Source organism: Dactylosporangium sp. NPDC005555 (genome assembly GCF_040605635.1).
GTDB lineage: Bacteria > Actinomycetota > Actinomycetes > Mycobacteriales > Micromonosporaceae > Dactylosporangium.
This window is the reverse complement of sequence record NZ_JBEXDG010000015.1, coordinates 49,209-74,830: the sequence shown is the minus strand read 5'-3', so window position 1 is coordinate 74,830 and position 25,622 is coordinate 49,209. Positions and strand designations below refer to the sequence as shown.

Sequence of the window (25,622 nt, the reverse complement as noted above, 5' to 3'; positions counted from 1 at the left end):
CTGGCCGCTCATGACGCCTCCTCGACGTAGTACCAGTTCTCCGGGTTGATCAGGCCGTACGGGTTGACCGGCGTGAAGCCGCGCAGGTTCGAGGCGACCTCGAACAGCCGGCGCGGGAAGTTCGGCGTGAACAGGACCGGCGCCTGCTCGCTGATGTAGTCCTGGTAGTCGTAGAGCGCCTGCGGGTCGTCGGTGGTGACGGTCCGGGCGATGAGCTCGTCCGCGCGCTCGTCGCGGTAGTTGCTGAAGTTGCAGGCCGCGCCGCTCTGGAAGAGGTTCTCGCCGGTCGGGTGGTTGTAGACCCAGCCGCCGTTCCAGCAGGACAGCTCCCAGGTGCGCGGGTTCTCCGGGGTCGGCGCGCCCGGCCCGTCCTGCGCGACCAGCACCGACGCGTAGATCTCCGACAGCCGCAGCTCGATCCCGGCCTTGCCGGCGTCGGCGCGGAACTGCTCCATCAGGCGGGTCAGGGCGGGCCGGCCCTCGATGTACCGCAGCGACAGGCTCAGCTCGGTGCCGGCCGGGATGCCCTCGCCGGCCTCGCCGGGGCCGGTGCCCGGGCGCACGCACACGGCGGGCGAGACGCTGGTGTCCCAGCCGTTGGCCTCCAGCAGCTCGCGGGCCCGCTCCGGGTCGAACGGCCAGACGACGCCGCCGCGCCGCAGCCGCGGCGAGATGAGGTCGCTGTCGGGCAGGCTCGGCACCGGGCCGTCCTGGCGCCAGCCGTAGCCCTGGTAGATCTCCCGCGAGCCGTAGTCCTGGTCGAGGCAGCTCTGCAGCGCCTGCCGGATGTACGGCTGGTGGATCAGCTTGCCGGCGATGTTGGGGTTGTAGAAGTTCAGCGCCATGAAGTGCAGGCTGAACAGCACCTGCGGGACCAGGTCGTAGCGGTCGCCGAGCGGGTTGGGCCCGCCCACGGTCGGGTCGCCGCTGGGCTGCACGCCGAAGCTCATCGGCAGGAAGCCGATCTGGATCCCGTCGGCGCCCTCGGGGCCGCGCTGCAGCAGTTCGTACTCCTGCTCGTCGGTCTCGATCGGCATCTGGCGGAACTCCGCGAGGCGAGCCGGGTTGGGGCCGCTGTAGTGCTCGTTGGGCACGAACGTGACGGCGCCCTCGTCGGTGAAGGTCGTGAGCTTCCAGGGGCCGTTGACGACGCTCCAGATCGGGCTGTCCGGCCACAGGACGCGGTGGGCGTTGCTCTCGGCGGTCGGCGGGCCGTTCTCCGCCAGCAGGTAGTCGAAGACCGCCTCGACCTGCTCGATGTCGTGGCTGGCGTCGGCCGGGCCGTCGGCGGTGCGGTCCCACGCCTTCGGCATCGGCGTGATCATCGTCAGCTGGTTCATCAGGACCCAGTACTGCGAGTACACCTGGTCGAAGGTGAAGCTGACCCGGTCCTCGGCGACCTTCTGGTAGGACACCAGGTTGTCCGGGAAGAACCCCTCGACGTAGGCGCCGAACCTCGGGCCCTTACGGGCGAGCATGTTCATCCAGAAGATCACGTTGTCGGCGCACACCGTCTCGCCGTTGGACCACTTCCAGGGCTTGATCCGGATGGTGACGGTCAGGCCGTCTTCGTCCCAGACCGGCTCGTCGGCGACGCTCAGGTCGAAGTCGATCTCCAGTTTGCCGTCGCGGCCGAGCCAGTACAGCGGCCGGTACATGAGCATCTGGAACTCGTAGGTGCTGCGCATGCCGTACCGCTCGGGCGGCGTGAACGGGAAGATGACCGCCGGCGGGAACCCTGGAAGGCAGGCCCAGGTGGCGACGCCGCCCTCGACCGCGGATGTCAACTGCTGGTCCATCATGACCTCTCTCGTGGATGCGGTGATCCGGCTCGGTCCCGCGGCGCCCGGCCCTGCTCGGACCGGGCGCCGGCCTTCCTTCTAGGCGGGGACGGCCACCGGCTCGGCGGACCCGGTGGGTGCAGGGGCCTTCTCGGCCTCCGCCAGCGGCTTGCGCAGGCTCAGGTAGGTGCCGATGGCGATGGCGTCGACGAGGATCACCAGGCCCCAGAAGGCCCATGGCACCGAGATGGCGTCGGCCACCGCGGACAGCACCACCGTCGCGGCCACCCCGAGCGCCAGCCCGAACGCCTGGGCGCCGCCGAAGATCCGGCCGACCCGCTCCACGGGGCTGGCCTGCATCAGCAGCGTCCGGGCGGCGATGCGCCCGTTGGCGAAGCAGAACGCCGCGACCGGGATGACCGACATGAGCGCGATGTAGTGCAGCGGCTCGAAGATGACCATCGTCATGCAGCCGAGCTGGCCGAGCACCGCGAGGTGCAACCCCTTGATACGGGCACTGATCCAGGGGTAGCACGCGGCGCCGATGATGAACCCGACCCCGGCGAGCGCGTCGACCACACCGATCACCCACGGGCTCTGCTTCCAGTGCTGCAGGACGATGGTGGTCAGGATGACGTTGCTGACCATCAGGTTGGCGTTTCCGGCGGTGTACAGCAGCGCCAGCCGCTTGATCGGCTGCCGCCGCAAGGGCACCGCCGGTCCGGTGGTCGCCGCGCCGTCACCGGCGGTCACCGGGGACTCCTGCGGCACGGCCGGCTTGGCGCCGATGAACCAGGTGAGGATCGCCGACCCGACGAACGTGAAGGCGTTGAACACCAGCAGCGGCGTCGCGCCGAACCCGACGATCAGGAACCCGGCCGAGGACGACGCCAGCAACATGCCGACGTTCGTGCCCATCTCGTAGCGGCTGTTGAACCTGCCGAGCCGCTTGTCCACGACGCGTTCCTTGACCAGCGCGTTGCTGGCCGGCATGAACAGCGCCGCGGTGACGGCGAGCAGGAAGTTCGCCAGGTAGGAGCCGAGACTGACGGGACCGCCGAACCACATCCACAGCGGCAGCGCGAACGCGGTCACGGCGCTCACCACGTCGGCGAGGACGCACAGGATGCGGCGGTCCATCCGGTCCGCCAGCCGGCCGAACATGACCGACAGGACGACCTGCGGAATCGACACGGCGATGAACAGCCAGCCGACCGACAGGGTGGTGTTCTCGGCCCGGAACACCATGATGGAGGCAGCGGTGATCTGGAACGCGTTGCCGGCGGTCGTGATGAAGCCCGCGGCGACGAGTTGCCGTTCGGTCAGCCTCGACCGCCGGGCGGCGGCTGCTGCGATGGGCGGTGACGTGTCGATAGACATCTTCGGCCTCAGACGATGCTGGTAGCGACGGATGGGTCGGCGTGCCCCGCCGACGCGGTGCGCAGGCTCAGCCCGGGCACGGCGAAGGCGGTGGTGTGCGTGACGTCGAACGCGTCGGCGGACAGCCGCGGCTCGAACTCGCCGTTCTCGGCCACCTGGGCCGCGACGTCGACGAGGATCGGCGACACGCAGGTGATGAGCGCCCGCATCTGCAGGAACAGGTCCCCCGCCCGGAACCGCAGCGCCTCGGGCTCCGCGGTCAGGGCGAGCCGCGCGTCGGCGCGCAGCCGGGCGGTGTGCTGGACCACCAGGTCGGCGGCCCGGCTCAGGCTGAAGCTGTCCAGCTCGAAGCAGTGCCGGAACCGGGAGATCATCGCCGCGACGCGGGCGTGCGTCCCGGGCGAGACCGGCAGCGGCCCGCCGTCACCCGACAGCTTGGCGAGGGCGGTCCCGAGCTCGTTCCACGGCTCGACCAGGCGTTCGCCGGCGACCTTGTCCAGCACGGCCTGGCTGAAGTTCGTGCGGGCGTGCTCGGGCGCGGTGAGGTTCAGGTAGAACCGCGCCACGTCCCGCGGCACGTCCGCCACCAGGTCCCGGGCCCACACGAGGTGACCCTTGCTGGTGGAGAACTTCTCGCTCTCCAGCTCGTAGAACTCGTTGGTGAGGATGGTGCTCGGCAGCACGTAGCGGCCCTCGTGCGCCATCAGCTCCGCGACGTGGACGAGCGCCCAGATGAACAGGTTGTCGAACCCGACGAAGAAGACGAGCTCCGCGTCGTGCTCGGCGCGCCAGGCGTCGTCGGTGGTCGGCGGGGTGTGGCCCTGCTGCAGCCGGCCGTAGTGGTTGCAGTACATCGAGGCCGGCATGCCCTCGGTCCACGCGTTGATGGTCTGTCCCGGCGTCTCCGGGAACGGCGCGGGCATGCCCCACGCGACCGGGTAGGTGATCGGGTAGTCCGGCAGCGGCTTGCTCAGCAGCTCCCGCATCAGCTGCACGAGGTGCGGCCGCCAGGTGGTGGCCTTCTCGGCGTGGAACGCGATGAGCCGCTCGCGGTACTCCTCGAGGGGGAAGACCAGGATCTCCGCCTCGCGGTAGGTGACCTCGTCGCCCGGGTCCAGCAGGTTCCACGGGTCGAGCAGCCCGTCGAAGTCGATCCAGTGCCCGCACGCCTCGCAGATGCCGCCGCGGCTGTCCGCCAGGCAGGTCGGGCAGTCGCCGCCGACCAGGCCCTCCACGAGATAGGTGCCGGTGGCCTCGCTGTACGGCAGGCGCACTGTGCGCAGCTTGAACTTGCCCAGCTCGTGCAGCCGGTTGACGTAGTTGTACACGGTGGCGCGGTAGTCGTCGTCGGTCGGCGCGAAGCCGTCCACGGCGATCCCCATCGCCTCGAACGTGCCCTTGATCTGCGTCCAGGACTTCGTGATGAGCTCGGTCGGCGTGGTGCCGAGCCGGGCTGCGGTGGTGGTGACGTAGGTCTGGCTGTCGTCGCCGCCGGAGGCGAACACCACGTCGCGGCCGATGGCACGCTGGTACCGCGACCACACGTCGGCCGCCACGTACGGCCCGGCGACGTGCCCGACGTGCAGGTCGCCGTTCGTCGTGGGCGGGCCGCCGATCACCAGGACCGGACGGCCGCCCTCGGATCCCGCCATCGCCGCTCAGGCCTTCGCCGGCTGCGACGTGTGCCGCTCCATGAACTTCTCGGACATCTCGCTGTCCCACCAGACGCAGTACAGCTGGAAGTCCGAGTCGCTCTCGTTGATGACGCGGTGCGCGGTGTGCGGGGGGAAGTGCACGATGTCGCCGGCCTTGAACGGCTTGCGCTCGCCCTCGGAGTCCAGCACCGCCTCGCCGCTCAGCGCGATGAAGATCTCGTACTCGTGGTGCGCGTGGGTGCCGGTCGCGCCGCCCGGGGCGACGACGCACCAGGAGCCCTCGAACGGCGCGTTCAGCGCCGCCCACGGCACCAGCCGCTGCGCGTCCGCGCCGTTCTCGTGGTTCATCCGCTCCCGAACCAGCGGTCGAATCTCCATGACTGCTTCCTTTCTCAGGGACTGATCTGGGGTCAGCTCGCGGCCACGACGGGTGTCGTGCCAGGGGTCGCGACGACCGCCGCCAGCGTGTCGAGGTGGTGGTCGCCGGTGAGGACGTCCTGCAGGATGTCGTTGGCGCGGTTCGCCATCACCGACAGCAGCGAGTCGGCGATGCCGTGGGTCTTCTCGTTGACGCCGTGCAGGTAGCACGCCGCCGTGCTCGGCCGGTCGACGACGAGGCGGTAGTCGCGGGTGACGGCGACGTCGGACAGGCCGAGCCGCTCCGTCAGCCGCCGCACCGCCCACGGCATCTCCGGGGAGAAGCCGGTGCCGAGCAGCATCAGGTCGGTGCGCACCTCACGGGTGGCGCCGGTGCGCCAGTCGGTGAGCTCCAGGACGATCTCGTCGCCCTCGTCGCGCGCCGCCGTGATGTCGTGCATCGTGATCATCTGCAGCCTGGAACGGCCGGAGAGGCGGTCCAGGTACACCTGGCGGTAGAGGGACTCCATCATGCCGGGCGCCACGCCGGCGTAGTTGGTCGGCCGCATCTCGGCGAGCATCTGCTCCCGCGCCTCCGGCCGGGACGCGTGGAACTCGTCGACGAACGACGGGAAGAACAGCTCGTTGGTGAACTTGCTGGTCTCGTAGGAGTTCAGGCCGACCGAGCGCATCACCATGGTGGGACGGCACTCCGGCAGGTCGTGCTGCACCGAGTAGAACAGTTCGGCCGCGCTCTGCCCGCCGCCGACGACCACCACCCGGTAGGGCAGGTCCTTGCGCAGGACGCCGATCCGCTTCTGGTACTGGGTGCTGTGCACCACCCGGTCCCGGTCGAGGTCGCGCAGGACCTCGGGGATCCGGATGTCCCGGCCGGTGCCGAGGACCAGGTACCGGCTGCGGATCGTGGAGCCGTCGGCGATGGTGGTCGTCCAGCCGGTGAGCGTGCCACCGGTCCATTCCGGGCTGATGTCCACGCACTGCCGGCCGTACTGCAGGTCGACCAGCGCCAGTGACCGCGCCGTCCACTGCAGATAGTCCGCCACCTCGGCCCGGTAGGGCGTCAGGCTGCCCATGTTCACGAACAGGTCGAGCCGGCCGGTGGCGTGCAGATAGTTGAGGAACGAGAACCGGCTGCGTGGATTTCGCAACGTCACCAGGTCCTTGAGGAACGAGGTGTTGGAAAGCGCCTCCGGGAACAGCATGCCGGGCTGCCAGCTCACCCCCTGATTGCGTTCGATGATGAGTGAGTCGCGCGCCAGTTCGGGGGCGAGTTCTTCGAGTGCCACGGCGAGTGCGAGGTTCGATGGGCCCGCCCCGACCGCCAGTAGCTCGACTTCACGATCCGCCATAGAGTGCTCCAACCGTCGTCGGGACCTGAGTCAGCACCGCGCTTCGCTGCCGTTACTCAAACCCGTCGCGGCATTGACCGGAACCCCGCCGATCGCAGAACAATCAATTCGTCATCGACCAACAATCCCGGTCATCGCATTCATTGACGTCGTCGGGTGCGACGTTGTTGGCTGACACCAATCACCTTTCTCAGTCGGAGAGGATTGTTTGCCATGCTTGCCGATGCGGATGTCCGCACGCTGGACAGGACATTCACCGAATTCGTGCTCCCCGACAGCGTGCGGGACGCGATCGGCGAACTGCTGGAGTCGTCGCCCAACCCGGTCGACGACATCGATCGCTCGCTGACCTGGCTGCGGGTGGTGTTCTCGGCGCTGCCGCTTCCCCTGCTGCAGGGCATCCTGGACTTCGGGCGGCACGTCGACACCGCCGGCGTCGCGCTGGTGCGCAACCTGCCCGTCGACCCCGACCTGCCGCCGACGCCCGTGAACGGCGAGCCGAGCCCGCTGAAGCGGACGTTCGTCGCCGAGGGCGTGCTGCTCGGCCTCAGCCAGCTGCTCGGCGAGCCGGTCGGCGTCACGACCGAGAAGGCCGGCCGGCTGGTGCACGACGTCGTCCCGGTGTCCACCGGCGCGATGTCGCAGACGAACCAGAGCTCGGCGGCGTTTCTGAACTTCCACAGCGACATCGTGTTCGACGAGTCCGGCCGATTCGACCTGCCGAACCCCGACTTCCTGGTGCTCAACTGCCTCCGGCAGGACCGCAACGCCGAGGCCGTCACGTATTACGCCGACGCCCGGGACGTGATCCGGGACCTGCCCGCGGACGTGGTGCGGGCCCTGCGCACGCCGCAGTTCCGGCTGAACGCGCCGGGCAGCTACGTGCGCGACCACGCCGGCGGCCACGCGGTGCTGTCGGACCCGATCGCCGTCATCTCCGGGCCGCCGCCGGCGCCCGGGATCGTCGTGTCGGCCAACGGCGTCGTCGGGCTCACCGCCGAGGCGGAGGCCGCGCTCACCGAGCTGCAGCGCTCGTGCCGCACGGTCGCGCACGAGGTGCGGCTGGAGCGGGGCACGGCGCTGCTCATCAACAACCGCAAGGGCCTGCACGCCCGCTCCCAGTTCCTCGCGCAGCACGACGGCCAGGACCGCTGGCTGCAGCGCACCTACCTGCGCCGCACCCTGTGGGACATCCGCTACCGCAGCGCCGCGGACAGCCGCCGGGTCCACTGATGCGGCCGCAGACGCCCGGGCAGGACCCGCCGGCACCGGCGGACGTGTCCGGAGGCCGGCAGCGAGGGACCGGCAGAGGTGCGCCGTGCGAATCGTCGTAGTCGGCGCCGGGGTCATCGGGCTGCTCAGCGCGGTGCAGATCGTGGCCGACGGCCACCGGGTCGTGCTCGTCGACCAGGCCGACATCCCGTTCGCGGGATCGACGTCCTCGGACTGGCACCGGGTCATCCGCGCGCTGCACCTGGACGACCCGGTCGCCACGGCGGACGCGGTGCTGGCGCACCACCAGTGGCTGCGGCTGCAGCGCCTGCTGTCGACCAGGATCTACGAGCCGGTGGGTGCGCTGCACGTACTGCCGGCCGACGACCTGGCCAGGGCGCAGCAGGTCCTGTCGGGCGCCGGCTCCGGAGCACACCTGTTCGGGCCGCTGTCGCTCGCGTCGACCTACACGCAGATCCGGTTCCCCGACGGCGCGACCGCCGTCCTGGAGGACCTGGCCGGCGTGCTGCTCGCCGACCGGGTCCTCGCGGCCTGCCGGGGCTGGCTGCGGCAGTCCCCGCGGGCCGAGCTGGTGCCGCACCGGGCCGTCGTCGCGGTCGACGCGGACAACCCCGCCGTCCGGCTCGCCGACGGCGAGGTGCTGTCCGCTGACGCGGTGCTGCTGACCGCCGGGGCGTGGTCGCGGGGCCTGCTGCCGGCGCCGCTGGCGGACGAGCTGGTCCTGTGCCGGCAGAGCATGGTCTTCTGCGGCGTTCCCGCGCAGGACGCCGCGGTATGGTCGGCCACCCCGCCGATCTCGACGTTCGGCACGAGCAACGGCGGATGGCTCGTGCCGCCGATCGCCGGCACGCCGTTGAAGCTCAGCGCCGCGAGCGCGTGCCGGGTGGTGACCGAGGTCGGCGACATCAGCACCCCCGCCTACTGGCGCGACCACCTGGTCGAGGAGTTCGCGCCGCTGGTCCGCGGCCTCGGCGCCGACTGGCTGACCGGTGGCCGCGACGCCTACTACCTGATGCGCAGATCCACCGGCGGCCCGATGGTCGCGGTGCTCGGCGAGCGGGTCGTGTCCTACGCGGCGTGCGGCGGCTCCTCGTTCAAGTTCGCCCCGCTCATCGCCCGTTCCCTGGTGCGGCAGGTGTCCGGCGCCGCCGCCGGTGCCGAGCCGGTGCTGTCCCCCACCGTCCCGTGATGTGAGGTGTCATGAAACTGCTCGGGTTGGAAGCCAGCCAGAACGCCTACTACTACCTGTCCCGCTATCAGCAGATCGCCGACCTGGGTGTCGAGCTGTATGTGCTCAACGGCGTCGGCACCGACGACTTCTGGCCGGCGGAGCGTTACCGCCGGGCCGGCAGCACCCACGTCGACGACCTCATCGCGCACGCCAAGGCGTGGCACGCCGAGGAGCAGTTCGACGGCATCTTCACCTTCTCCGAGTCCGCGGTCGTCGCCGTGGCCGCCGTGGCGACCGCGCTCGGCCTGCCGGGCATCGGCGTCGACGCGGCGGTCGCCAGCCGCAACAAGCTCATCATGCGGCAGGCGCACGAACGCGGGAACGTGGCGCACCCGCACTTCGCGTTCGTCACCGACCTCGACGAGGCCCTCGGCGCGGCGAAGGACTTCGGCTACCCGGTGATCCTCAAGCCGACCCTCGGCGCGGCGAGCAACTTCGTGTTCCGCATCGACGACGAGGAGCAGCTGCGCGAACGGTACGCGCAGGCCGAGGACGGCATCCAGCGGATGTCGTGGTACGAGATGGAGGCCGGCGGCCTGGACCTCGGCCCGCACGGCCTGCTGGTCGAGTCGTTCCTGGACGGGCACGAGCACCTCATCGAGGCCCTCGTCTGGGACGACGAGGTCTACCTCGGGTCCATTGTGGACAGGGTCACCGTCGAGGGCGACACGTTCGACGACGACGTGCACCACGCGCCGACCGCCCTGTCCGCTTCTCAACTGGCCGACGTGCATGACCTGGTCCGCTCCGCGGTCCGCGCGCAGGGGCTGCACCGCAGCGTCATGCACGCCGAGGTCCGCTTCCACCGGGGCAAGCCGTTCATCCTCGAGATCGCCGTCCGGCCCGGCGGCGGGGGGCTGGACTACATGGCCCGCATCTCCGCCGGCTACGACCCGATCAGGGCCGTCGCCGACGTCGCCGCCGGCGTGCACCCGGACGTGCACCACTTCACCCCGACCGACGTGCACACGGCCGCGATGTGCCTGATCTGCCCCAGCGGCACCATCGCGTCGGTGACCGCGCCGCCCGAGGTGACCGAGGCCGAGCAGCTGTACTTCCTGAAGATCACCGCCCGGCCCGGCGACATCATCCGCCGGCCCCCCGAGGGCAACAGCATCATCGGCGGCATCGGCGCGCTCGGCACGTCCCTGGACGACGCCATGCGGGTAGCGCTCGACCTCGCCGGCAAGATCGACGTCCGCCTGACCGACACCCATTGACGTGTGGAGGACCGCATGCGCCGTACAGCAACCCCCAGGCACTACCTCATGGTCAGACCGACGTACTTCGACGTCTCGTACTCGATCAACCCCTGGATGGACCCGAAGAAGCCCACCGACACCGACCTCGCCGTCGCCCAGTGGGAGTGGCTGCGCGACCTGTACCTCGAACTCGGCCACCGGGTCGAGCAGCTCGAGCCGCGGGAGGGCCTGCTCGACATGGTGTTCGCCGCGAACGGCGCGACCGTCGTCGGCGGCAAGGCGCTCGTCGCCCGGTTCCGCCACCCGCAGCGCACTGCGGAGGCCGACGCCTACCTGGGCTGGTTCCGCGACCACGGCTACGCCGACGTGCGGCAGTCACGCTGGACCAACGAGGGCGAGGGCGACTACCTGGTCGCCGCCGACCGGATCCTCGCGGGCACCGGGTTCCGCACCGACTCCCGGGCGCACGACGAGTCGGCGGAGTTCTTCGGCGTACCGGTGACCGGGCTGACCCTCGTCGACCCGCACTACTACCACCTGGACACCGCGCTGTGCGTCCTGGACGCGGAGACCGTCATGTACTACCCGCGGGCGTTCTCCCCCGACAGCCGGCGGCTGCTGCGGGAGCTGTACCCGGACGCCATCACCGCCTCCGACCTCGACGCGGCCGTGTTCGGGCTCAACGCCGTCTCCGACGGCCGGCACGTCGTGCTGCCGCAGGCCGCGACCGGGCTGATCGCGCAGGTGCGGGAGCGCGGCTTCGAGCCCATCGGCGCCGACATGTCCGAGCTGCTCAAGGCCGGCGGCAGCGTCAAGTGCTGCACCTTGGAGCTGCGGCGATGACCGTGCCGGCCGGGTGGCGGGTCGGCGACGCGCGCATCACCCCGATCGTGGAGATCGTCGCCGGTTGCGTCATCCAGGCCGGTATGCGGGACGCCACCCCGGAGCGCCTGCTGGGCGTGCCGTGGCTGCGACCGGACTTCGTCACCGGGGACGGCGAGATGAAGAGCGTCGTGCAGGCGTTCGTGATCGAGGCCGGCGGCACCGTGGTCCTCGTGGACACCGGCGTCGGCAACGGCAAGAGCCGGCCGGGCCTGCCCGCATGGAGCGGGCTGGACACCGACTTCCTGGACCGGCTCGCCGCCCATGGGGTCAAACCCGCCGACGTCGACGTCGTGGTCTCCACCCACCTGCACTTCGACCACGTCGGCTGGAACACCGTGGCGCTGGACGACGCCTGGACCCCGACGTTCCCCAACGCCCGGCACGTCATCAGCGAGACCGAGTTCCGATACTGGGCGACCCGGCCGGACCGGGAGACCGCCGACGACCGCGCCGGGTTCGACGACTCGGTGCGGCCGGTCGTCGACGCCGGGCTCGTCGACCTCGTCACCGGCGAGCACCGCCTGCACGACGGCATCCGGCTGCTGCCGACGCCGGGGCACACGCCGGGCCACGTGAGCGTGGCGGTGGAGTCAGCCGGCGAGCGCGCCATCATCTCCGGCGACGCGATCCACCATCCGTGCCAGATCGCGCACCCGGAGTGGAACGTCCACGCGGACTTCGACCCCGAGCTCGCCCGCCGGACCCGCGTGGAACTGCTCGGCCGGTGCGCCGACGACGGCACCCTGCTGATCGGTTCCCACTTCCCGTCGCCCACCGCGGTGCTGGTCGCCCGCGACGGGCGCGGGTTCACCGTCACCGACACGAATGGAGCAGAGTCGTGCTGGAAGTCCGCCTGAGCTCGACCGAGTGCGCGCAGATCGAGGCGCTCCTCGCCGAGCTGATCGACACCTACCCGGACGCCAACGACGCGGCGTTTCTGCGACGCGTGAATCTCTACGCGTCCCGGATGCCCGAACGTCTGCGGGCGATGACCGTGCAGATGCGCCACCAGGAGTCCGCGGGCGCCTGCCTGATCGGCGGCTTCCCGGTCGACGACGAGCTGATCGGCGACACGCCGCAGCACTGGGCCGACACCCTGTGGACCAGCAGCACCGTCCGCGAGGGGTTCTTCTTCATCCTGTGCGCGACGCTGCTCGGCGACGTGTTCTGCTGGTCCAGCCAGCAGGGCGGCCGGCTGGTCAACGAGGTCGTGCCGATCAAGGGCGACGAGGACCGGCAGATCAATTCCGGCAGCACCACCGAACTGCTGTGGCACACCGAGGACGCGTTCCACCCGTACCGGGCCGACTACATCGGCCTGATGTGCATGCGCAACCCCGACCGCACCGCCACGATGCTCGCCTGCATGGACGACGTGCCGATCGCCGAGGAGGTCTCGAAGGTCCTCTTCGAGCAGCGCTTCGTGTTCCGGCCCGACGACGCGCACCTGCCCAGCAACCGCGACCCGAACCAGGTGGTCGAGCCGGGCACCGAGGCCGCGCTCGCCCGCAGCTACGCCCGGATCGAGGAGATCTGCCGCAACCCGGAGAAGACCGCGGTGCTCTTCGGCGACCCGGCGGCGCCGTACATCAGGCTCGACTCAGACGCGATCGAGCGGGACATCGACGATCCGCTCGCGGTCGCGGCCCTGGACGTGTTCATGGCCGAGGTCGACAAGCACCTGCAGGGCGTCGTGCTCGAGCCCGGCGACATCATGTTCGTCGACAACTACCGCGCCGTGCACGGCCGCCAGCCCTTCAAGGCCAACTTCGACGGACGGGACCGCTGGCTGCGGCGCGTCAACATCACGCGGGACATCCGCAAGTCGCGGGACTCCAGGGCCTCCGCGACCGCCCGCGTCGTCTTCTGACCCCGGACGTGCCGGATGGCGGGGAACCGCGCCCCCGCCATCCGGCGTGATACCGCGGTGATAACGCGCGGTTGCCGGCGTCCCGCAATGTGCAGGGCACCGGCTCTGCCGGCCCCGGGCGCTGGGCCCACCCCGATCGGAAGGACCTGACATGGCCGGCTATGACAGCAGGCGATCGCCACGAGCCGCGGCCGTCACCTCGATCGGCGTCGACCATGTCCGGTTGTCCTACGACTACCTCGACGCCGGGAACATGGACGCCTACGGCTCGCTGCTCGACGACAACGTCGAGGTGCGACGGCCGGACGCCGGCCACAGCCAGGGCCGCGTGCAGGTGCAACGCCTGCACGCCGAGGTCACCGGGCCACCCGGCAAGCATCTGCTCGACCAGATCATCGCCGACGGCGACAGCATCGTCGTGACCGGGCGGTTCGTCCGCCCGCCCGTCGACGTCGAGTTCGTCGACGTGTTCACGCTGTCCGACTTCGGGCTGCTGCTCGGTTACCGCCGCTACTACTACGTCGCCCCCAACTGAAAGGGTTCGTGGCCATGGACCGTGAAGGTGTCGTCCTCGTCGTCGGCAGCGCCAGACAGACCTACCGTGAATACCTCCTCGACTCCGCCAGCAGGCGGGCGGACCTCTGGCTGCTCGACGGCGCGCCGAACACGTGGCAGGGGCCGTACGTGCGGCACACCAGCGTCGTCCCGCTCGTCGACCAGGAGCGCCTCATCCCCAACCGGGAACTGCTGGTGAAGACCGCCCAGGAGATCGCCGCCGACCACCCCGTCACGGGCGTGTTCACCTACGACGAGACCCTCGTGGTCACCGCCGCGTACATCGCCGAGGCGCTCGGCCTGCCCGGCCTGTCCGTCGACGGCGTCGAGAACTGCCGCAACAAGCACCGCAACCGCCTGGCGCTGACCGCCGCCGGGCTCCCCCAGCCGCGGTTCGCCTACGTCACCGACCTGTCCGAGGCGGTCACGGTCGCGGCCGAGTTCGGCTACCCGGTCGTGGTGAAGCCCCGCGGCTGCGGCGCCAGCATCGGCGTCGTCCGCGCCGCCGACGCCGCCGAGATCGAGGCCGCGTTCACCGTCGCGGAGGCGGCCAGCCACACCGGCGCACCCGCCTACGAGGGCGGCGTGCTCGTCGAGGAGTACCTCGAAGGCCCCGAGATCAGCATCGACGGCGCGCTGCACCGCGGCGAATACCAGCCGTTCTTCCTGGCCCGCAAGCGCATCGGCGCACCGCCGTACTTCGAGGAGGTCGGCCACACCGTCAGCGTCGACGACCCGCTGCTGCGCGACCCCGAGATCCTGCGGGTGCTGACCGAGGCGCACCGCGCGGTCGGGGTCCGCGACGGCATCACCCACACCGAGATCCGGCTCACCGCCCGCGGCCCGGCGATCATCGAGATCAACGCACGGCTCGGCGGCGACCTCATCCCGTACATCGGCAGACTCGCGACCGGGATCGACCCCGCGTTCGTGGCCGTCGACCTCGCGAGGGGTCTCGGCCCGGACCTCACCCGCACGCACACCACCGGCACCGTCGGCATCCGCTTCCTCAACCCGCCCGTCGACGGGCGGATCCTCGACATCCGCCTGCCCGCCCCGGGCGACGTGCCCGGCCTCGTGGAGGCCGCCGCGATGGTCGAGCCCGGCGCCGTGCTCCGTCTGCCGCCGCACGACTACATCGCCCGGTTCGCCTATGTCATCTGCCGCGCGGACTCGCCTTCGGCGTGCGACGCCGCGCTCGATGCCGCCGCCGCGCTCGTCGAGGTGGATGTGGAGGCCTTCCAGTGACCGTCCTCGCATCCACACCCATGCCGCCGGTCGCGGCCGCGACCCTGCTGGTGTTCCTGACCCAGATCGGCGTCCTGCTGCTGACCGCGACCCTGCTCGGCAGGCTGTCCACCAAGCTGGGCATGGCCGCCATCGTCGGCGAGCTCTTCGCCGGCGTGGTGCTCGGCCCGTCGATCCTCGGCCACCTCTCCCCCGGGGTCGCGGAGTGGCTGTTCCCGCACAAGGCCGGCCAGTTCAACATGCTCGACGCGGTCGGCCAGGTCGGCATGCTGCTGCTCGTCGGCGTGGCCGGCATGTGCCTCGACGTGGGTCTGCTGCGCCGGCAGGGGCCGCGGGCCGGCGTCGTGAGCCTGACGAGCCTGGTCATCCCGCTCGGCCTCGGCATCGCCTGCGGCCTGCTGCTCCCGGCCGTGATCATGCCCGCCGGCGGCGACCGCGCCGTGTTCGCCGGCTTCATCGGCGTCGCCCTGTGCGTCAGCGCGATCCCGGTCATCGCGAAGATCCTCACCGACCTCCGCATTCTGCACCGCGATCTGGGGCAACTGATCCTGATCGCGGCCGGCGTCGACGACGCGGTCGGCTGGCTGCTGCTCGCGGTCGTCACCACCATGGCCACCGTCGGCGTCACCACCGGCGCGGTCACGCTCAGCGTGCTCACCCTGGCCGGCATCCTGCTCTTCACCGTCGTCGTGCTGCGGCCCCTGCTCCGCGTGATCCTGCGGGCCACCGACCGCGCCAAGGACCAGGCGGCCACGGTCGGGGTCATCGCCGTGCTGATCCTGCTGGCCTCGGCCGGCACGCAGGCGCTGAAGATGGAGGCGGTGCTCGGCGCGTTCCTGTGCGGGATCGCGATCAGCTCCACCAGGCTCGTCGAACCGGCCCGGCTCGCGTCGCTGCGCACCGTCGTCCTCGGCGTCTTCGCCCCGATCTTCTTCGCCACCGCCGGCCTGCGGATGGACCTGACCCTGCTGGGCAACCCGGTCGTGGCCCTGTCCGCGGTCGTGGTCCTCGCCGTCGCCGTCGCCGGCAAGTTCGGCGGCGCCTACGCCGGTGCGAGCATGATCGGCCTGGACCGGTGGCACGCCCTGAGTCTCGGCGCCGGGCTCAACGCGCGGGGCGTCGTGCAGATCGTGGTCGCCTCGGTCGGCCTGCGGGTCGGCGTCGTGGACACCACCGGCTACACCATCATCGTCCTGGTAGCCCTCGCCACCTCGGTGATGGCGCCGCCGATGCTGCGGTACACCTTGGGTCGCATCGCGACGACCCAGGAAGAGCAGGACCGCTCGGAGCGACTCGGCCTCGACGGTGACGAGCCCGCGGCCAAGGTGCCGGTAGGATCTGCCGCGTGACCCTGGTGGCTCCGACCTTGGAGCGCCTCGCGCACTCCGTCAAGGTCTTCAACGGCTACGCGAACGTGGACCGGACCTGGCACGAGTTCGTCGCTGCGACGGTGCCGGGTCCGGACCTCGACCGGGCCGAGCACCGCCGGCTCCTGCACCGCTGGCTCAACTCGTGGGGGTGCCGCATCCGGTATCCCCGCGAGGGCGAGCCGGACGTGTTCGACACCGCGACGGCCGACTGGTGGTCGATGCACGGCGCGACCCTGCCTCGCGCGCCTTTGCGCCTGCTGAGCGACGACGAACTCGTCGCGCTCGGCAACGCGTACGCCGCCCTCGCCACGTCGCCGGCCGGTCCCACCCGCACGCTGGGGCCGACGGCGGCGGCGAAGGCGCTGTACGCGCTGCGCCCGGACACCGTGATGCCGTGGGACGCCGCGATCGCGGTCTCCCTGCACGGTGCCCGGGACGGGGCCGCCTTCACCCGGCACCTGACGCTCGGGCGTGCCTGGGCCACGGCGGTGATCGCTTCGGCGGGGGTTTCGGAGCCCGAGCTTCCGGCGTTCCTCGGCCGGCCCGGGATCTCCCTCGCCAAGATCCTCGACGAGTACACGTACGTCTTCATCACCCTGGGGCATGAACATGTCTAGGACCCTGCGCGACCCCGCCATGACGATGCAGCGCAAGTACGACCGCCTGGCGCGCGGCGAGTTCTTCGAGCCCGTCGTCACGGTCGCGGCCGCCTACGTCGCGGCCGCCATGCCCGACGCGGCGGCCACCGAGGGCGAGTACTGGGCGCTGTCCTGCCTGCCCGGCACCACGCCGGGCCGGCTGTCGGCGCTCACCATGCGGGCCACCGACATCGTGGTCATCTACCAGGTCATCCCGAAGACTCCGGGGTCGCCGGTCGACGCGCTGATGATCGTCGAACGGTCGGCCCTGGAGTCCGGGTTCGGCGGTCGCGCGAAGGCCGCCCGCAAATACCGGCACCTGCACTTCGAGGACTCCACGTACTACGGCGCCGGCGAGGACCAGATGATGGTCCGCGGGCCGTACGACGAGATCGCCGCCGTGCTGGGCAACCCTGTGGTGGCCGAGGCGGCGGCGGCGCTCGCTTCGCGGGTGATGGGCTCCGGCCGGACCCTGTTCGCCCGGGGGCACAACCGGATCCTCGCCGATCATGCCCTCGGGCGCGCTTAGCGCCGTTACGCGGCGGGCGCCGGGCCGAACGGGCGGACGCCGACGCGCTCGCCCTCGCTGATGACGTCCAGCAGCACCCGCGGCGCGTCGGTGCCCTGGACGGTCCGCACCGTCTTGCGGTAGCCGCCGCGGTAGGAGACGGTGACCTTGTATTCGTAGCGGTCGCAGCAGGGGTTCCTCGGCTGGTACGAGCTGCGCAGCCACCGGAACTTGACGCTGCCGGCCATCCGCAGCGCCTTCGCCCCGCCGACGGTCGTCCGGTCGACGACGAACGCCGTCTTCTCTCCCGCGAACCCACCCGACCGGTCCAGCACGATCTTCGTAGCCGAGCTGAACGGAATCGGACTCGCGGCCGCGGGTGCGGCCGGTGCGAGCGCCGCGATCCCGCAGACCGCTACGAACGTCACGATGCTCTTCCGTGCAATGTTTCGTCCCATGATGACCCCCCGTGTCCGGCGTCGCCGTCGACGCCTCCGTCACTCAAGGGCACCACGCCGTCACAGTCCGACATGTCGCTTTTGCGGATAACTAGCCGCGCGGTGGACCTCGGGCCCCTCGTTCACCCGAGGCGCCGGTCCGCTCCAGCCACGCCGTCAGGCACCACCGCGAGGACCTCCTCGACGACCTTGTCGGCTTTTCGCCCTGTGGTGCCGAGCAGGGAGCGGGTGATGGCCTCGGACTGGGAGAGCATCTCGTCCAGGGCCGCAGTGAGGTGGGCGTCGGCGGGGGTGGTGCCGGCTTCGGCGGCGATGAGGACCGCACGGCGCAGGAGTTCCTTGACGAACGACGCGGTGATGCCCGTCGCCCGCCCGGCGGCGCGGTCCAGCACGGCCGGTGTGAAGGGCAGGTCGCGGGCGTACAGCCGCAGCAGCCGACGACGGGACGCCTCGTCGGGCAGCGGGATCTCGACGGCGAGGTCGACGCGGCCCGGGCGCTGGGCGAGGGCGGGCTCCAGCACGCCGATCCGGTTGGTCGTGAGCAGAAACGCGACGTCGGCGTCGTCGCCGAGGCCGTCGAGGGTCTCCAGGACGCTGAACAGCAGCGGCTGCGGGCCGTGGTGGAGCTCGCGGCTCTCGGCGACCAGGTCGCAGTCCTCGAGGACGACGAGCGCCGGTTGCAGCGCCCGCGCCATCCTGGCCGCCTCGGCAACGAACGCGATCGCCGGGCCGGCCAGCAGGACGACGGTGACGTCCGGCAGCGCCGACAGCAGGTACCGGACCGTGTGCGTCTTGCCCGTGCCGGGCGGACCGTACAGCAGCAGGCCGCGCTTGAGGTGCTGACCGGCCGCGCGCAGCCTGTCGCGGTGCTCGGCGATGCCGGCGACGTGCCGGTGGACCCGTTCGAGCACGCCCGACGGCAGGATGATGTCGTCCTCGCGCACCGACGGGCGGCGGTGGAAGGTGATCTCGCCGAGGCCGCGTTCGTACGCCGAGCCGCCCAGCGTCAGCACCTGCCCGCGCAGCACGGAACGCTCCAGCATCAGCGTCCCGACCTCGCCGATCAGGGCCGCGGCGGCGCCCGCGACCGGCGTGAGCACCTCCATCCGCGCCGTGGGCTGGCCGTAGCGCGCGTCCGGCGAGCGCTGCAGGACGGCGACGGGCGCACCGTCGTACGTGAACAGCCGCAACCCGAACGACACCGCCTGCCGCGACGTGTCGGGGCCGGTGGCGATGCTGGCGTAGTCGACGGCGGCGGTCCCGAACTGCCCGTGGCGACCCGCGTTCTGCAGGATCTCGCTCAGCGACTGGTGCCGCCGCTGATCCCCGCCACCGACCCCGACGAGCTCGTGCCGCTCGGCCCGGCGCTGGATCTCCTCCAGGGCGATGTCGAGGTCGACGAACTGGTGCGGCGGCAGGTCCTCGGTGACGACGGGCAGCTGCCGCGGATCGGCGCCGAGATGCTGCTTCAGTACGGGGACGAGCTGCCCCTCGGCGTCCTGCCTGGCGCGGTGCTCGCTGACGACCTCTTCCAGGAACGCCTTGAATGCCGTGACGAAGTCCCCGGTGCGCTCATCCATCGCAGCCTCCCGATCGGGTTGCCGCACGGCGGCCCATTTGGACGATCAGGTCGCCGGTGATCTCGACCACCGGAGGCAAGGCGCGCAGGATGCGGTCGAAGACCTGTTCCTGCTGCGAGGCCAGGAGCTCGAGGTACGCCGAGACGGTGGAAAGATAGCCGACGAACTCGTCGGCGGTCATCGTCATGCGGCGCTCGATCACGGTCTGCCGGACGTCGTGGAACCATCCGGACCGTTGCATCTCCTTGCCCGGCCACTGCAGGGGATCCTCGGGTGGGGTGCCGTCCGGGGACGGGATGTCGTCGGTGTCCAGGAAAGGGGATCTGGCCGCTTGTACCGCGGCGACCACGGCCGGGTCGGCCAGCTGGACCGGGCCGCCGATCGACGCGAACACGCCGCCCGGCCGCAACAGGCCCGCCATGCGGGTCCACCGGCCCTCGGGCGCCGTCCAGTGCAGGGCCGCCGCGGCGAACACCAGGTCGTGGCGTTCACTCAGGGGTACGTCCTCGAAGGCCACCTGCATCGTCCTGACGTCCGCAGGCACATGACGGCTCAGCTCCGCGAGCATGGCAGGGTCAGGGTCGGTGGCCGTCACCCGCACGCCGGGCCGGGCGAAGAGGCGGGTCGCCTTGCCCGTCCCGGCGCCGATCTCCAGGACGGTCCGCGGTGGTTCGCCGGCGTACGACGTCACCAGGTCGACGATCTCGCCGGGGTAGCCCGGACGGAACCGCTCGTATGCCTCCGCCACCGCTCCGAACCGCAACGCTCTCACGCGCCTAGTATTGCCGGTCATGGGGCTTGCGGTGAGCGTCGGGAACCCGTGTGTCGGCTACGACGCGGAGGGCGAGGAGCACTACCGGCGGCAGTTCGCCGGGCTCGCCGCCGCGCTCGCGGCTTCGGGACACCGGTGGACACCGCCGGCCGGGCCGCCACCGTCGGGTCAGGCCCGGCGGTATGTGAGCAGCTTCCCGTACTCGTGCCTGCACTACCTGCGCCGCGCCTACGCCCTTGACGCCGAGGGCCAGCCGGTGACACCGGTCGTCGACGGCAACCTCAAGGACGCGGACGGGTTCGTCGACGATGCCTCCTCGTAGTTCCATCCTGAAGTTGCAGGTCAGGGTGCTGGGGTTGGTGGTGCTCGTACTGCCCGTCTGTTCGTCGCCGCGGTGATGAGTTCGGCGAACTCGCGATCACGCAGAGCCATCTGCAAGGCGGCGGTCATCATGCCCGCGGCGAGGGGCGAGGCGAGGTCGGCGGTCATGCGGAGGAGCGCAGTCCCGGCCGCGATCGCGACACCGAGCAGCGAGAAATCGAGGGCCGTGTCGGACGACGCGAAGGATGAAAGATTCTTTGGCTCTGATGTCGAAACGGCGCGCTGTCGCGCGAAGGACGGGTGCGGGCCGGAAAAGCCGGCCCACCACCAGGGGAGACCCGATGCGACGCATCATCGCTTCGACCTACACCACTGTCGACGGCTTCATCGACAACCCCCACGAGTGGTCGCTGGCATACAACGACCCGGCGGCCATGCGGTACGCCCTGGACCTGACGCTCAGCGCCGATGCGCTGATCCTGGGCCGCGGCACCTACGAGGGCATGGCGCAGGCGTGGCCCAACATGGGTGGCAACCCGTACGCCGACCACGTCAACGCCATGCACAAGTACGTCGCCGCTGCCCAGCCGGTCGACACCAGCGCCTGGAACCCGACGACCGTCATCGCCGGCGCCGAGCTGCTGACCGCTGTCAAGGCACTCAAGGAGAACGATGGCACCGACATCCTGATCTGGGGCAACGGCCGGTTGACCGATGCACTCGCGACGGCCGGCCTCCTCGACGAGTACAAGATCTGGACCTACCCGGTCCTCAAGGGCAGTGGCGAGCCGCTGTTCCGCGCCGAGAGCCGAACCGGCCTCCAGCACTTCGACACCACCACCTTCGAGTCCGGGGTGGTCGTATCGACCTACCACGTCACCACCGCCTGAACAGGAGCACCGAGATGAGCGACGACATGAGCCAGGACGTCACCGGTTACCTCGCCAAGACCAAGCCGTGGCAGCAGGACCTGTGCGCAACGCTGCGCCAGACCGTTCTCGACACCGTCCCCGGCGTCGAGGAGGTCATCCAGTACGGCAAGCCGCACTTCAACCTCGCCGGCCAGAACACCGCAGTGCTGCACGTGGCCGCCGCCAAGGTCTCGTTCATGGTGTTCGGCGCTGGTGAGGTCGACCCCGTGCCGGGCGTGCTGCGGTCGATGGGCAACGGCGACCGCAAGGTCGTCGACCTCGCCGAGGGCGACACGGTCGACACCGACTTCATCGCCGGCCTGCTGCGCCGGACCACCGGCCTGGACTGAGACCAGATCAACCGAGAGGATCTTTCTCATGCGTGTGATGGTGATGACCAAGGGCGATGCCGCCGACGAGGGCAACGGTGAGCCGACGACCGAGATGTTCGAGAAGATGCGGGTCTTCAACGAGCAACTCGTCAACGCCGGCATCATGCTCGGCGGCGAGGGACTCCAGTCCAGCGCCGCCGGGGCGAAGGTCGCGTTCTCGACAGCGGGCACGACAGTGGTCGACGGCCCGTTCACCGAGTCCAAAGAGGTGATCGCGGGCTACTGGATCTGGGAGGTCAGCTCGCTGGCCGAGGCGATCGAGTGGGCGAAGAGGTGTCCGTTCGACCCGTCCTACGGCGACTCGCAGATCCTGGAGATCCGGCCGTTGTTCGACATGGCCGACTTCGCCCAGACTGTCGACGCTGACGCGCTCGCCAAGAGCGAGCAGTTGCTCGACCCGACCTCGGACTGAACCGGACCCGGCCATGGACCTGCGCAAGTCGGTCGAGGCGCTGTGGCGGATCGAGGCGCCCCAGTTGATCGCGACACTCGCCCGCCGGATCGGGAGCCTCGACATCGCCGAGGATCTTGCGTCCGAGGCGTTCGTGTCGGCACTGGAGCAGTGGCCGGCTGACGGCATCCCGCCGAAGCCGGGTGCCTGGCTGATGAAGACCGCCTGGCACAAGGCGATCGACCGCGCCCGGCGCGAGGAGACGGCCCGCAAGAAGGCGCCGCTCCTCGTTGCCGGGCACGGGGGCGAACTGGCCGATGTCGCGGACGAGGCACTCGATCCGATCCCGGACGACCTGCTCACCATGGTGTTCACCACGTGCCATCCCTTGCTCTCACCCGAATCCCGGGTCGCGCTCACACTGAGGCTCTTCGGCGGACTGACGACCGACGAGGTCGCCCGTGCTTTCCTCGTGCCCACTGCGACGATCGGGCAGCGGATCTCACGCGCCAAGCGGACCCTGGCCGAGGCACGGGTGCCGATCGAGGCCCCGTCAGCCGAGGAACTCCCCGAACGCCTGCGCGCGGTGCTGGATGTGCTCTACGCGATCTTCAACGAGGGCTATTCGGCCTCCTCAGGCACGAACCTCGTCCGCGCCGACCTCGCCGTCGAGGCGATGCGGATGGGACGGGTCCTCGCAGGACTCTCCCCGACCGAGCCCGAAGTGTTCGGACTGGTCGCCCTCATGGAGCTGCAGGCCTCCCGCTTCCGGACCCGTGTCGACGCTGCCGGCATCCCGGCCCGGCTCGAGGACCAGGACCGCCGACGCTGGGACCGCACGCTGATCGAGCACGGCCTCAGCATGCTCGACCGCGCTTTCGACCTGGCCCGGCCCCTCGGCGTGTTTTCGCTTCAAGCCGCCATCTCCGCCTGCCACGCCCGCGCGGCGACGTTCGCAGTCACCGACTGGGTCGCCATCCTCGCGCTCTACGACGCCCTCACCCAGATCACCCGGTCACCCGTCGTGGAGCTCAACCGCGCGGTCGCCGTACTCCACGTCGACGGACCCGAAGCCGCACTCGCCACGACCCGACCACTGCTCGCCGACCGCCGGATGGCCGGCTACCACCTGCTGGGCGCGGTGCGCGGGGACATCCTCACCCGGCTCGGCCGCCACGCCGAGGCCGCAGCCGAGCTGGAACGCGCGGCCGAACTCGCACCGACCAAACAGGAACGGCAGCTCCTTCTCAGCCGCATGGCGCAGGCGCTCGCCCCCCGCAACGCCGGCGGCCAGTCCAGCGAGGAGCCGCCAGCGGAGTGAACCGGAAACGCGCCCGACAGCATCTCCTCGACGGGGCCGCCGACACCATCCGGTTCAGCCAGGACACCGACCCGGCCGTACTCGACGTCACCGACCACGAGGCATGGGCGTTCCCCGGGTACGGCACGAGCCCGAGCACCGCCCCGACGATCGCGTGGCTGCCGCACTCGGCGAGGGCTGCGACGTGCAGTTTCTGGTACGCCGACGCCTTCGGCCCCGACCCCATCCGGCCGAAGCGTTCCACGGGCACATAACCGCATCGGTCCATGAGGTCAGCGGCCGCGACGCTCCGGACGGCGCCTGGTCCGGCCCCATGACACGAGCCATGCCCGGTTGACGCGGTGCACCGCCCGGTCCCAGCGGTGGACGGGCGCGGGACCGTGGCGGCCGGCCGAGGGCCGTGCCAGCCGTGCCGCCGTCGGCGAGGGGCGGCAGGTGACCGCCGGGCCTGCCGGGACGGGTGCCGGCGGGGTCCACGAGCCCCGGTTCGAACACGTGCACTGCAGCCACTCAGTCATCCGGGTCCCATTCCACGAGCCGGTCGAAATGTCGGCGGTCGCCGTCGAGCTTCAGGTCGTCCAGCGGTATGCGGCCGTACAGGGCCAGGACCAGGTCACTGGCCGTGCCGTGCAGGGAGGCGTCCGGCGCGGAGAGGGGACCGAGCCGCACCCCGTCGGCGGCCAGTGACAGCTGCCAGGACGCACCCTCGGTGGTGCAGTAGGCGACGGCCGCGGGCTCGTACGGCCAGCGGTACGCCCCGGCGCAGCAGGTGGCCAGGAACTCGTCGACCCCGTCGAGCGCCACCGCGGCGGGCAGCGGCATCGGCGCGCCCAGGGTGAGCTGCGCGTCATACGTGTGCACCGCGACCTCCTGGAGCTGGTGCCGGGCGACCGCACCGCACGTCTGCGGCGACTCCGACGCCGCCCACCACGTCCAGCAGGCCCTGTCCGGTCCGGCCTGCCGCAGCTCGTCCAGGAGCGCTTGCGTCGAATCGGCCAGCCAGTCCGGCAACGCCTCGCACTCCACGGGAGCACCCTGCACGGTGGCCTTGCCTGTGGCGTCAGGTCCGGCGGCGACGGTGGCCGCCCACGCGAAGCGCCCCTCGCCCACATGCCGTGCCAGATCGAGCAGCGTCCACCCTGGGCACGTCGGCACCTGGACGTCGAAGCCGGGCGCGGCCGCGACGGCGGCGCGGAACGCGGTCGACCGTTCATCGATCAGCCGCAGCACCTCGGGGAACTCCACCTCGGCTGTCTACCACTGTGTTCCACCGACCGGACACCGATTTTCCCGCCGGCAAGCCGTACACCCGGCACGAGACCTGCCGGATCAGCGGCGCGTCAGGCCATCCCGTCGTCTTCCACTGATCGACCCCTGGCGATTCCAGGGCACATTCCGGCGCATCGGATCACGAGATCCGGCCGCACCGGCAGCGGATGTCCTCATCGAGTTCAGCGGCGAAACGGTGCCGCAGAGTATGGCCCAGCGCGAGAAGCGAGTCGGTCTGCTCGATGGTCAGCCGACGGCCCTCCCACACCAGTTGGGCGAGACCCTCGGTGTACTTGGGCGCAGGGGGGACCCGGTAGTGTCGACGTCGCACAGCAGCGCGAGGTCACCGGCGGGCAGACCGAGGAAGCGCTCGAACCCGCTGACGAGTTGCGGGTCGAGCGCCTTGCCCCCAAGGGCGATCTGGTTGATCGTCGGCCTCGACAGGTACGGACCGCCGGTGTGGCCCAGCAGCTCAGCCGCGGACGTGCCGTGGAAGTTGCGGCTGTGCAACAGCCTGCCGATGATCCCGGCCGCGCTGTCCCGTGGAAACGGCCGGAGCGGCGGCGGCAGCGGTCCGACCAGCGGTTGCTGCGGCATGGCCCTGGCCGCGGCCAGCAGGATCGGCCGGGCGGACGGCACATTGACGTAGTCCCAGGCGATTCGACCCGGGTCAGCCTTGGGATCCGTAGGAGTCAGATCAGCGGGCAGGTCCTGACCGGCCAGCGCGAAAACGTCGGCGGCATGCCAGCCCAGCTTGGCCGCCAGAAGCCGCAGCGCAGAAGGGGCGGTGACGGCACCGCCGCGCCGATCCGACAGTCGACGGAGGAGAACCTCCATACATCCTCCTCCACCCAACGTGATCATAACCGGCCGTGCGCTGCGTCATCACAGAGCCGCGGAGCAGGCGACGACCGCGACGGGCAG

The 25,622-nt window shown here is 70.7% G+C and carries 28 protein-coding genes; 17 read left to right on the top strand and 11 right to left on the bottom strand.

The genetic code is table 11. The features are described 5' to 3' along the window. Nucleotides 1-8: 8 nt before the first annotated feature. The 5 genes from ABZS58_RS19165 to ABZS58_RS19145 form a co-directional block, all read right to left on the bottom strand. Nucleotides 9-1,802, bottom strand: a complete 1,794-nt coding sequence (locus ABZS58_RS19165; RefSeq protein WP_354783152.1) for an ABC transporter substrate-binding protein — start codon at nucleotides 1,800-1,802, stop codon at nucleotides 9-11. A gap of 78 nt (nucleotides 1,803-1,880) precedes the next feature. After that, complete coding sequence (locus ABZS58_RS19160) at nucleotides 1,881-3,161, bottom strand: MFS transporter (RefSeq protein ID WP_354783150.1); 1,281 nt, start codon at nucleotides 3,159-3,161, stop codon at nucleotides 1,881-1,883. Between the two features lie 8 nt (nucleotides 3,162-3,169). Further along, complete coding sequence (locus ABZS58_RS19155; protein ID WP_354783148.1) at nucleotides 3,170-4,813, bottom strand: class I tRNA ligase family protein; 1,644 nt, start codon at nucleotides 4,811-4,813, stop codon at nucleotides 3,170-3,172. Nucleotides 4,814-4,819: 6 nt separating this feature from the next. Next, nucleotides 4,820-5,194, bottom strand: coding sequence for a cupin domain-containing protein (locus ABZS58_RS19150; protein WP_354783146.1), 375 nt, complete (start codon nucleotides 5,192-5,194; stop codon nucleotides 4,820-4,822). 32 nt (nucleotides 5,195-5,226) lie between these two features. Further along, nucleotides 5,227-6,543, bottom strand: a complete 1,317-nt coding sequence (locus ABZS58_RS19145) for a SidA/IucD/PvdA family monooxygenase (RefSeq protein ID WP_354783144.1) — start codon at nucleotides 6,541-6,543, stop codon at nucleotides 5,227-5,229. Nucleotides 6,544-6,756: 213 nt separating this feature from the next. On the opposite strand from ABZS58_RS19145, the gene ABZS58_RS19140 reads away from it, so the two are divergent. From ABZS58_RS19140 to ABZS58_RS19090, 11 genes are all read left to right on the top strand, one after another. After that, nucleotides 6,757-7,776, top strand: coding sequence for a TauD/TfdA family dioxygenase (locus ABZS58_RS19140; RefSeq protein WP_354783142.1), 1,020 nt, complete (start codon nucleotides 6,757-6,759; stop codon nucleotides 7,774-7,776). Nucleotides 7,777-7,861: 85 nt separating this feature from the next. Then, complete coding sequence (locus tag ABZS58_RS19135; RefSeq protein WP_354783140.1) at nucleotides 7,862-8,965, top strand: FAD-binding oxidoreductase; 1,104 nt, start codon at nucleotides 7,862-7,864, stop codon at nucleotides 8,963-8,965. An 11-nt stretch (nucleotides 8,966-8,976) separates the two neighbouring features. After that, nucleotides 8,977-10,227, top strand: coding sequence for an ATP-grasp domain-containing protein (locus tag ABZS58_RS19130; RefSeq protein WP_354783138.1), 1,251 nt, complete (start codon nucleotides 8,977-8,979; stop codon nucleotides 10,225-10,227). 15 nt (nucleotides 10,228-10,242) lie between these two features. Then, on the top strand, nucleotides 10,243-11,052 hold the full coding sequence (gene ddaH / locus ABZS58_RS19125) for a dimethylargininase (RefSeq protein WP_354783136.1): 810 nt from the start codon (nucleotides 10,243-10,245) through the stop codon (nucleotides 11,050-11,052). Next, the gene (locus ABZS58_RS19120) at nucleotides 11,049-11,951 is read left to right on the top strand and encodes an MBL fold metallo-hydrolase (RefSeq protein WP_354783134.1); all 903 of its coding nucleotides are present in this window, start codon (nucleotides 11,049-11,051) and stop codon (nucleotides 11,949-11,951) included. The genes ddaH and ABZS58_RS19120 overlap by 4 nt, the downstream gene beginning before the upstream one ends. Beyond that, the gene (gene gntD / locus ABZS58_RS19115; protein ID WP_354783132.1) at nucleotides 11,933-12,964 is read left to right on the top strand and encodes a guanitoxin biosynthesis L-enduracididine beta-hydroxylase GntD; all 1,032 of its coding nucleotides are present in this window, start codon (nucleotides 11,933-11,935) and stop codon (nucleotides 12,962-12,964) included. Before ABZS58_RS19120 ends, gntD begins: the two co-directional genes overlap by 19 nt. A 151-nt stretch (nucleotides 12,965-13,115) precedes the next feature. Beyond that, entirely contained in the window at nucleotides 13,116-13,499 is a 384-nt protein-coding gene (locus ABZS58_RS19110; RefSeq protein ID WP_354783130.1) for a nuclear transport factor 2 family protein, read from the top strand. A gap of 14 nt (nucleotides 13,500-13,513) precedes the next feature. After that, nucleotides 13,514-14,767 (top strand): ATP-grasp domain-containing protein, encoded by a 1,254-nt coding sequence (locus ABZS58_RS19105; RefSeq protein WP_354783128.1) that lies wholly within the window; start codon nucleotides 13,514-13,516, stop codon nucleotides 14,765-14,767. Continuing rightward, nucleotides 14,764-16,116 carry a cation:proton antiporter gene (locus ABZS58_RS19100; RefSeq protein WP_354783126.1) on the top strand — a complete coding sequence of 451 codons (1,353 nt, stop codon included), beginning with the start codon at nucleotides 14,764-14,766 and terminating at the stop codon, nucleotides 16,114-16,116. Before ABZS58_RS19105 ends, ABZS58_RS19100 begins: the two co-directional genes overlap by 4 nt. Continuing rightward, nucleotides 16,113-16,754, top strand: a complete 642-nt coding sequence (locus ABZS58_RS19095; protein WP_354783124.1) for a hypothetical protein — start codon at nucleotides 16,113-16,115, stop codon at nucleotides 16,752-16,754. Before ABZS58_RS19100 ends, ABZS58_RS19095 begins: the two co-directional genes overlap by 4 nt. After that, nucleotides 16,747-17,304 carry a hypothetical protein gene (locus ABZS58_RS19090; RefSeq protein ID WP_354783122.1) on the top strand — a complete coding sequence of 186 codons (558 nt, stop codon included), beginning with the start codon at nucleotides 16,747-16,749 and terminating at the stop codon, nucleotides 17,302-17,304. The genes ABZS58_RS19095 and ABZS58_RS19090 overlap by 8 nt, the downstream gene beginning before the upstream one ends. A 5-nt stretch (nucleotides 17,305-17,309) precedes the next feature. Here ABZS58_RS19090 and ABZS58_RS19085 read toward each other — a convergent pair whose 3' ends face one another. The 3 genes from ABZS58_RS19085 to ABZS58_RS19075 all read right to left on the bottom strand — a co-directional run bounded on the left by ABZS58_RS19085 (nucleotide 17,310) and on the right by ABZS58_RS19075 (nucleotide 20,093). Beyond that, nucleotides 17,310-17,711: a hypothetical protein gene (locus tag ABZS58_RS19085; protein ID WP_354783120.1), complete on the bottom strand. Its 402-nt coding sequence runs from the start codon at nucleotides 17,709-17,711 to the stop codon at nucleotides 17,310-17,312. Between the two features lie 152 nt (nucleotides 17,712-17,863). Then, nucleotides 17,864-19,321 carry an ATP-binding protein gene (locus ABZS58_RS19080; protein ID WP_354783118.1) on the bottom strand — a complete coding sequence of 486 codons (1,458 nt, stop codon included), beginning with the start codon at nucleotides 19,319-19,321 and terminating at the stop codon, nucleotides 17,864-17,866. Next, on the bottom strand, nucleotides 19,314-20,093 hold the full coding sequence (locus tag ABZS58_RS19075; protein WP_354783116.1) for a class I SAM-dependent methyltransferase: 780 nt from the start codon (nucleotides 20,091-20,093) through the stop codon (nucleotides 19,314-19,316). Before ABZS58_RS19075 ends, ABZS58_RS19080 begins: the two co-directional genes overlap by 8 nt. Before the next feature lie 19 nt (nucleotides 20,094-20,112). Here ABZS58_RS19075 and ABZS58_RS19070 point away from each other — a divergent pair, with 19 nt between their 5' ends. Further along, nucleotides 20,113-20,415, top strand: coding sequence for a hypothetical protein (locus ABZS58_RS19070; protein ID WP_354783114.1), 303 nt, complete (start codon nucleotides 20,113-20,115; stop codon nucleotides 20,413-20,415). Between the two features lie 20 nt (nucleotides 20,416-20,435). Here ABZS58_RS19070 and ABZS58_RS19065 read toward each other — a convergent pair whose 3' ends face one another. Next, nucleotides 20,436-20,582 carry a hypothetical protein gene (locus ABZS58_RS19065; RefSeq protein ID WP_354783112.1) on the bottom strand — a complete coding sequence of 49 codons (147 nt, stop codon included), beginning with the start codon at nucleotides 20,580-20,582 and terminating at the stop codon, nucleotides 20,436-20,438. A gap of 173 nt (nucleotides 20,583-20,755) precedes the next feature. Between ABZS58_RS19065 and ABZS58_RS19060 the strand changes: the two genes are divergently transcribed. From ABZS58_RS19060 to ABZS58_RS19040, 5 genes are read left to right on the top strand one after another with little or no spacing between them, the layout of a single operon-like run. Further along, nucleotides 20,756-21,304 carry a dihydrofolate reductase family protein gene (locus tag ABZS58_RS19060; protein ID WP_354783110.1) on the top strand — a complete coding sequence of 183 codons (549 nt, stop codon included), beginning with the start codon at nucleotides 20,756-20,758 and terminating at the stop codon, nucleotides 21,302-21,304. 14 nt (nucleotides 21,305-21,318) lie between these two features. Beyond that, nucleotides 21,319-21,675: a DUF1801 domain-containing protein gene (locus ABZS58_RS19055; RefSeq protein ID WP_354783108.1), complete on the top strand. Its 357-nt coding sequence runs from the start codon at nucleotides 21,319-21,321 to the stop codon at nucleotides 21,673-21,675. Nucleotides 21,676-21,703: 28 nt separating this feature from the next. Next, nucleotides 21,704-22,129: a YciI family protein gene (locus ABZS58_RS19050; protein WP_354783106.1), complete on the top strand. Its 426-nt coding sequence runs from the start codon at nucleotides 21,704-21,706 to the stop codon at nucleotides 22,127-22,129. Nucleotides 22,130-22,142: 13 nt separating this feature from the next. Then, nucleotides 22,143-23,429: an RNA polymerase sigma factor gene (locus tag ABZS58_RS19045; RefSeq protein WP_354783104.1), complete on the top strand. Its 1,287-nt coding sequence runs from the start codon at nucleotides 22,143-22,145 to the stop codon at nucleotides 23,427-23,429. Further along, nucleotides 23,426-23,683, top strand: coding sequence for a hypothetical protein (locus ABZS58_RS19040; protein WP_354783102.1), 258 nt, complete (start codon nucleotides 23,426-23,428; stop codon nucleotides 23,681-23,683). Before ABZS58_RS19045 ends, ABZS58_RS19040 begins: the two co-directional genes overlap by 4 nt. 256 nt (nucleotides 23,684-23,939) lie before the next feature. On the opposite strand, the gene ABZS58_RS19035 is transcribed toward ABZS58_RS19040, so the two are convergent. Together ABZS58_RS19035 and ABZS58_RS19030 are read right to left on the bottom strand one after the other, a co-directional pair. Continuing rightward, nucleotides 23,940-24,674 (bottom strand): maleylpyruvate isomerase family mycothiol-dependent enzyme, encoded by a 735-nt coding sequence (locus ABZS58_RS19035; protein ID WP_354783100.1) that lies wholly within the window; start codon nucleotides 24,672-24,674, stop codon nucleotides 23,940-23,942. Nucleotides 24,675-24,944: 270 nt separating this feature from the next. Beyond that, a complete protein-coding gene (locus ABZS58_RS19030; protein WP_354783098.1) occupies nucleotides 24,945-25,535 on the bottom strand; it encodes a hypothetical protein in 591 nt (196 codons plus the stop codon). Nucleotides 25,536-25,622: the final 87 nt, after the last annotated feature.

Coding starts and splice junctions, on each gene's coding strand:
- ABZS58_RS19105 (WP_354783128.1), top strand. CDS start 13,514: ATGGACCGTGAAGGTGTCGTCCTCGTCGTCGGCAGCGCCAGACAGACC.
- ABZS58_RS19145 (WP_354783144.1), bottom strand. CDS start 6,543: ATGGCGGATCGTGAAGTCGAGCTACTGGCGGTCGGGGCGGGCCCATCG.
- ABZS58_RS19055 (WP_354783108.1), top strand. CDS start 21,319: ATGAGCGACGACATGAGCCAGGACGTCACCGGTTACCTCGCCAAGACC.
- ABZS58_RS19120 (WP_354783134.1), top strand. CDS start 11,049: ATGACCGTGCCGGCCGGGTGGCGGGTCGGCGACGCGCGCATCACCCCG.
- ABZS58_RS19155 (WP_354783148.1), bottom strand. CDS start 4,813: ATGGCGGGATCCGAGGGCGGCCGTCCGGTCCTGGTGATCGGCGGCCCG.
- ABZS58_RS19150 (WP_354783146.1), bottom strand. CDS start 5,194: ATGGAGATTCGACCGCTGGTTCGGGAGCGGATGAACCACGAGAACGGC.
- ABZS58_RS19160 (WP_354783150.1), bottom strand. CDS start 3,161: ATGTCTATCGACACGTCACCGCCCATCGCAGCAGCCGCCGCCCGGCGG.
- ABZS58_RS19080 (WP_354783118.1), bottom strand. CDS start 19,321: ATGGATGAGCGCACCGGGGACTTCGTCACGGCATTCAAGGCGTTCCTG.
- ABZS58_RS19070 (WP_354783114.1), top strand. CDS start 20,113: ATGGGGCTTGCGGTGAGCGTCGGGAACCCGTGTGTCGGCTACGACGCG.
- ABZS58_RS19130 (WP_354783138.1), top strand. CDS start 8,977: ATGAAACTGCTCGGGTTGGAAGCCAGCCAGAACGCCTACTACTACCTG.
- ABZS58_RS19050 (WP_354783106.1), top strand. CDS start 21,704: ATGCGTGTGATGGTGATGACCAAGGGCGATGCCGCCGACGAGGGCAAC.
- ABZS58_RS19165 (WP_354783152.1), bottom strand. CDS start 1,802: ATGATGGACCAGCAGTTGACATCCGCGGTCGAGGGCGGCGTCGCCACC.
- ABZS58_RS19110 (WP_354783130.1), top strand. CDS start 13,116: ATGGCCGGCTATGACAGCAGGCGATCGCCACGAGCCGCGGCCGTCACC.
- ABZS58_RS19140 (WP_354783142.1), top strand. CDS start 6,757: ATGCTTGCCGATGCGGATGTCCGCACGCTGGACAGGACATTCACCGAA.
- ddaH (WP_354783136.1), top strand. CDS start 10,243: ATGCGCCGTACAGCAACCCCCAGGCACTACCTCATGGTCAGACCGACG.
- ABZS58_RS19065 (WP_354783112.1), bottom strand. CDS start 20,582: ATGACCGCCGACCTCGCCTCGCCCCTCGCCGCGGGCATGATGACCGCC.
- ABZS58_RS19090 (WP_354783122.1), top strand. CDS start 16,747: ATGTCTAGGACCCTGCGCGACCCCGCCATGACGATGCAGCGCAAGTAC.
- ABZS58_RS19060 (WP_354783110.1), top strand. CDS start 20,756: ATGCGACGCATCATCGCTTCGACCTACACCACTGTCGACGGCTTCATC.
- ABZS58_RS19045 (WP_354783104.1), top strand. CDS start 22,143: ATGGACCTGCGCAAGTCGGTCGAGGCGCTGTGGCGGATCGAGGCGCCC.
- ABZS58_RS19030 (WP_354783098.1), bottom strand. CDS start 25,535: ATGGAGGTTCTCCTCCGTCGACTGTCGGATCGGCGCGGCGGTGCCGTC.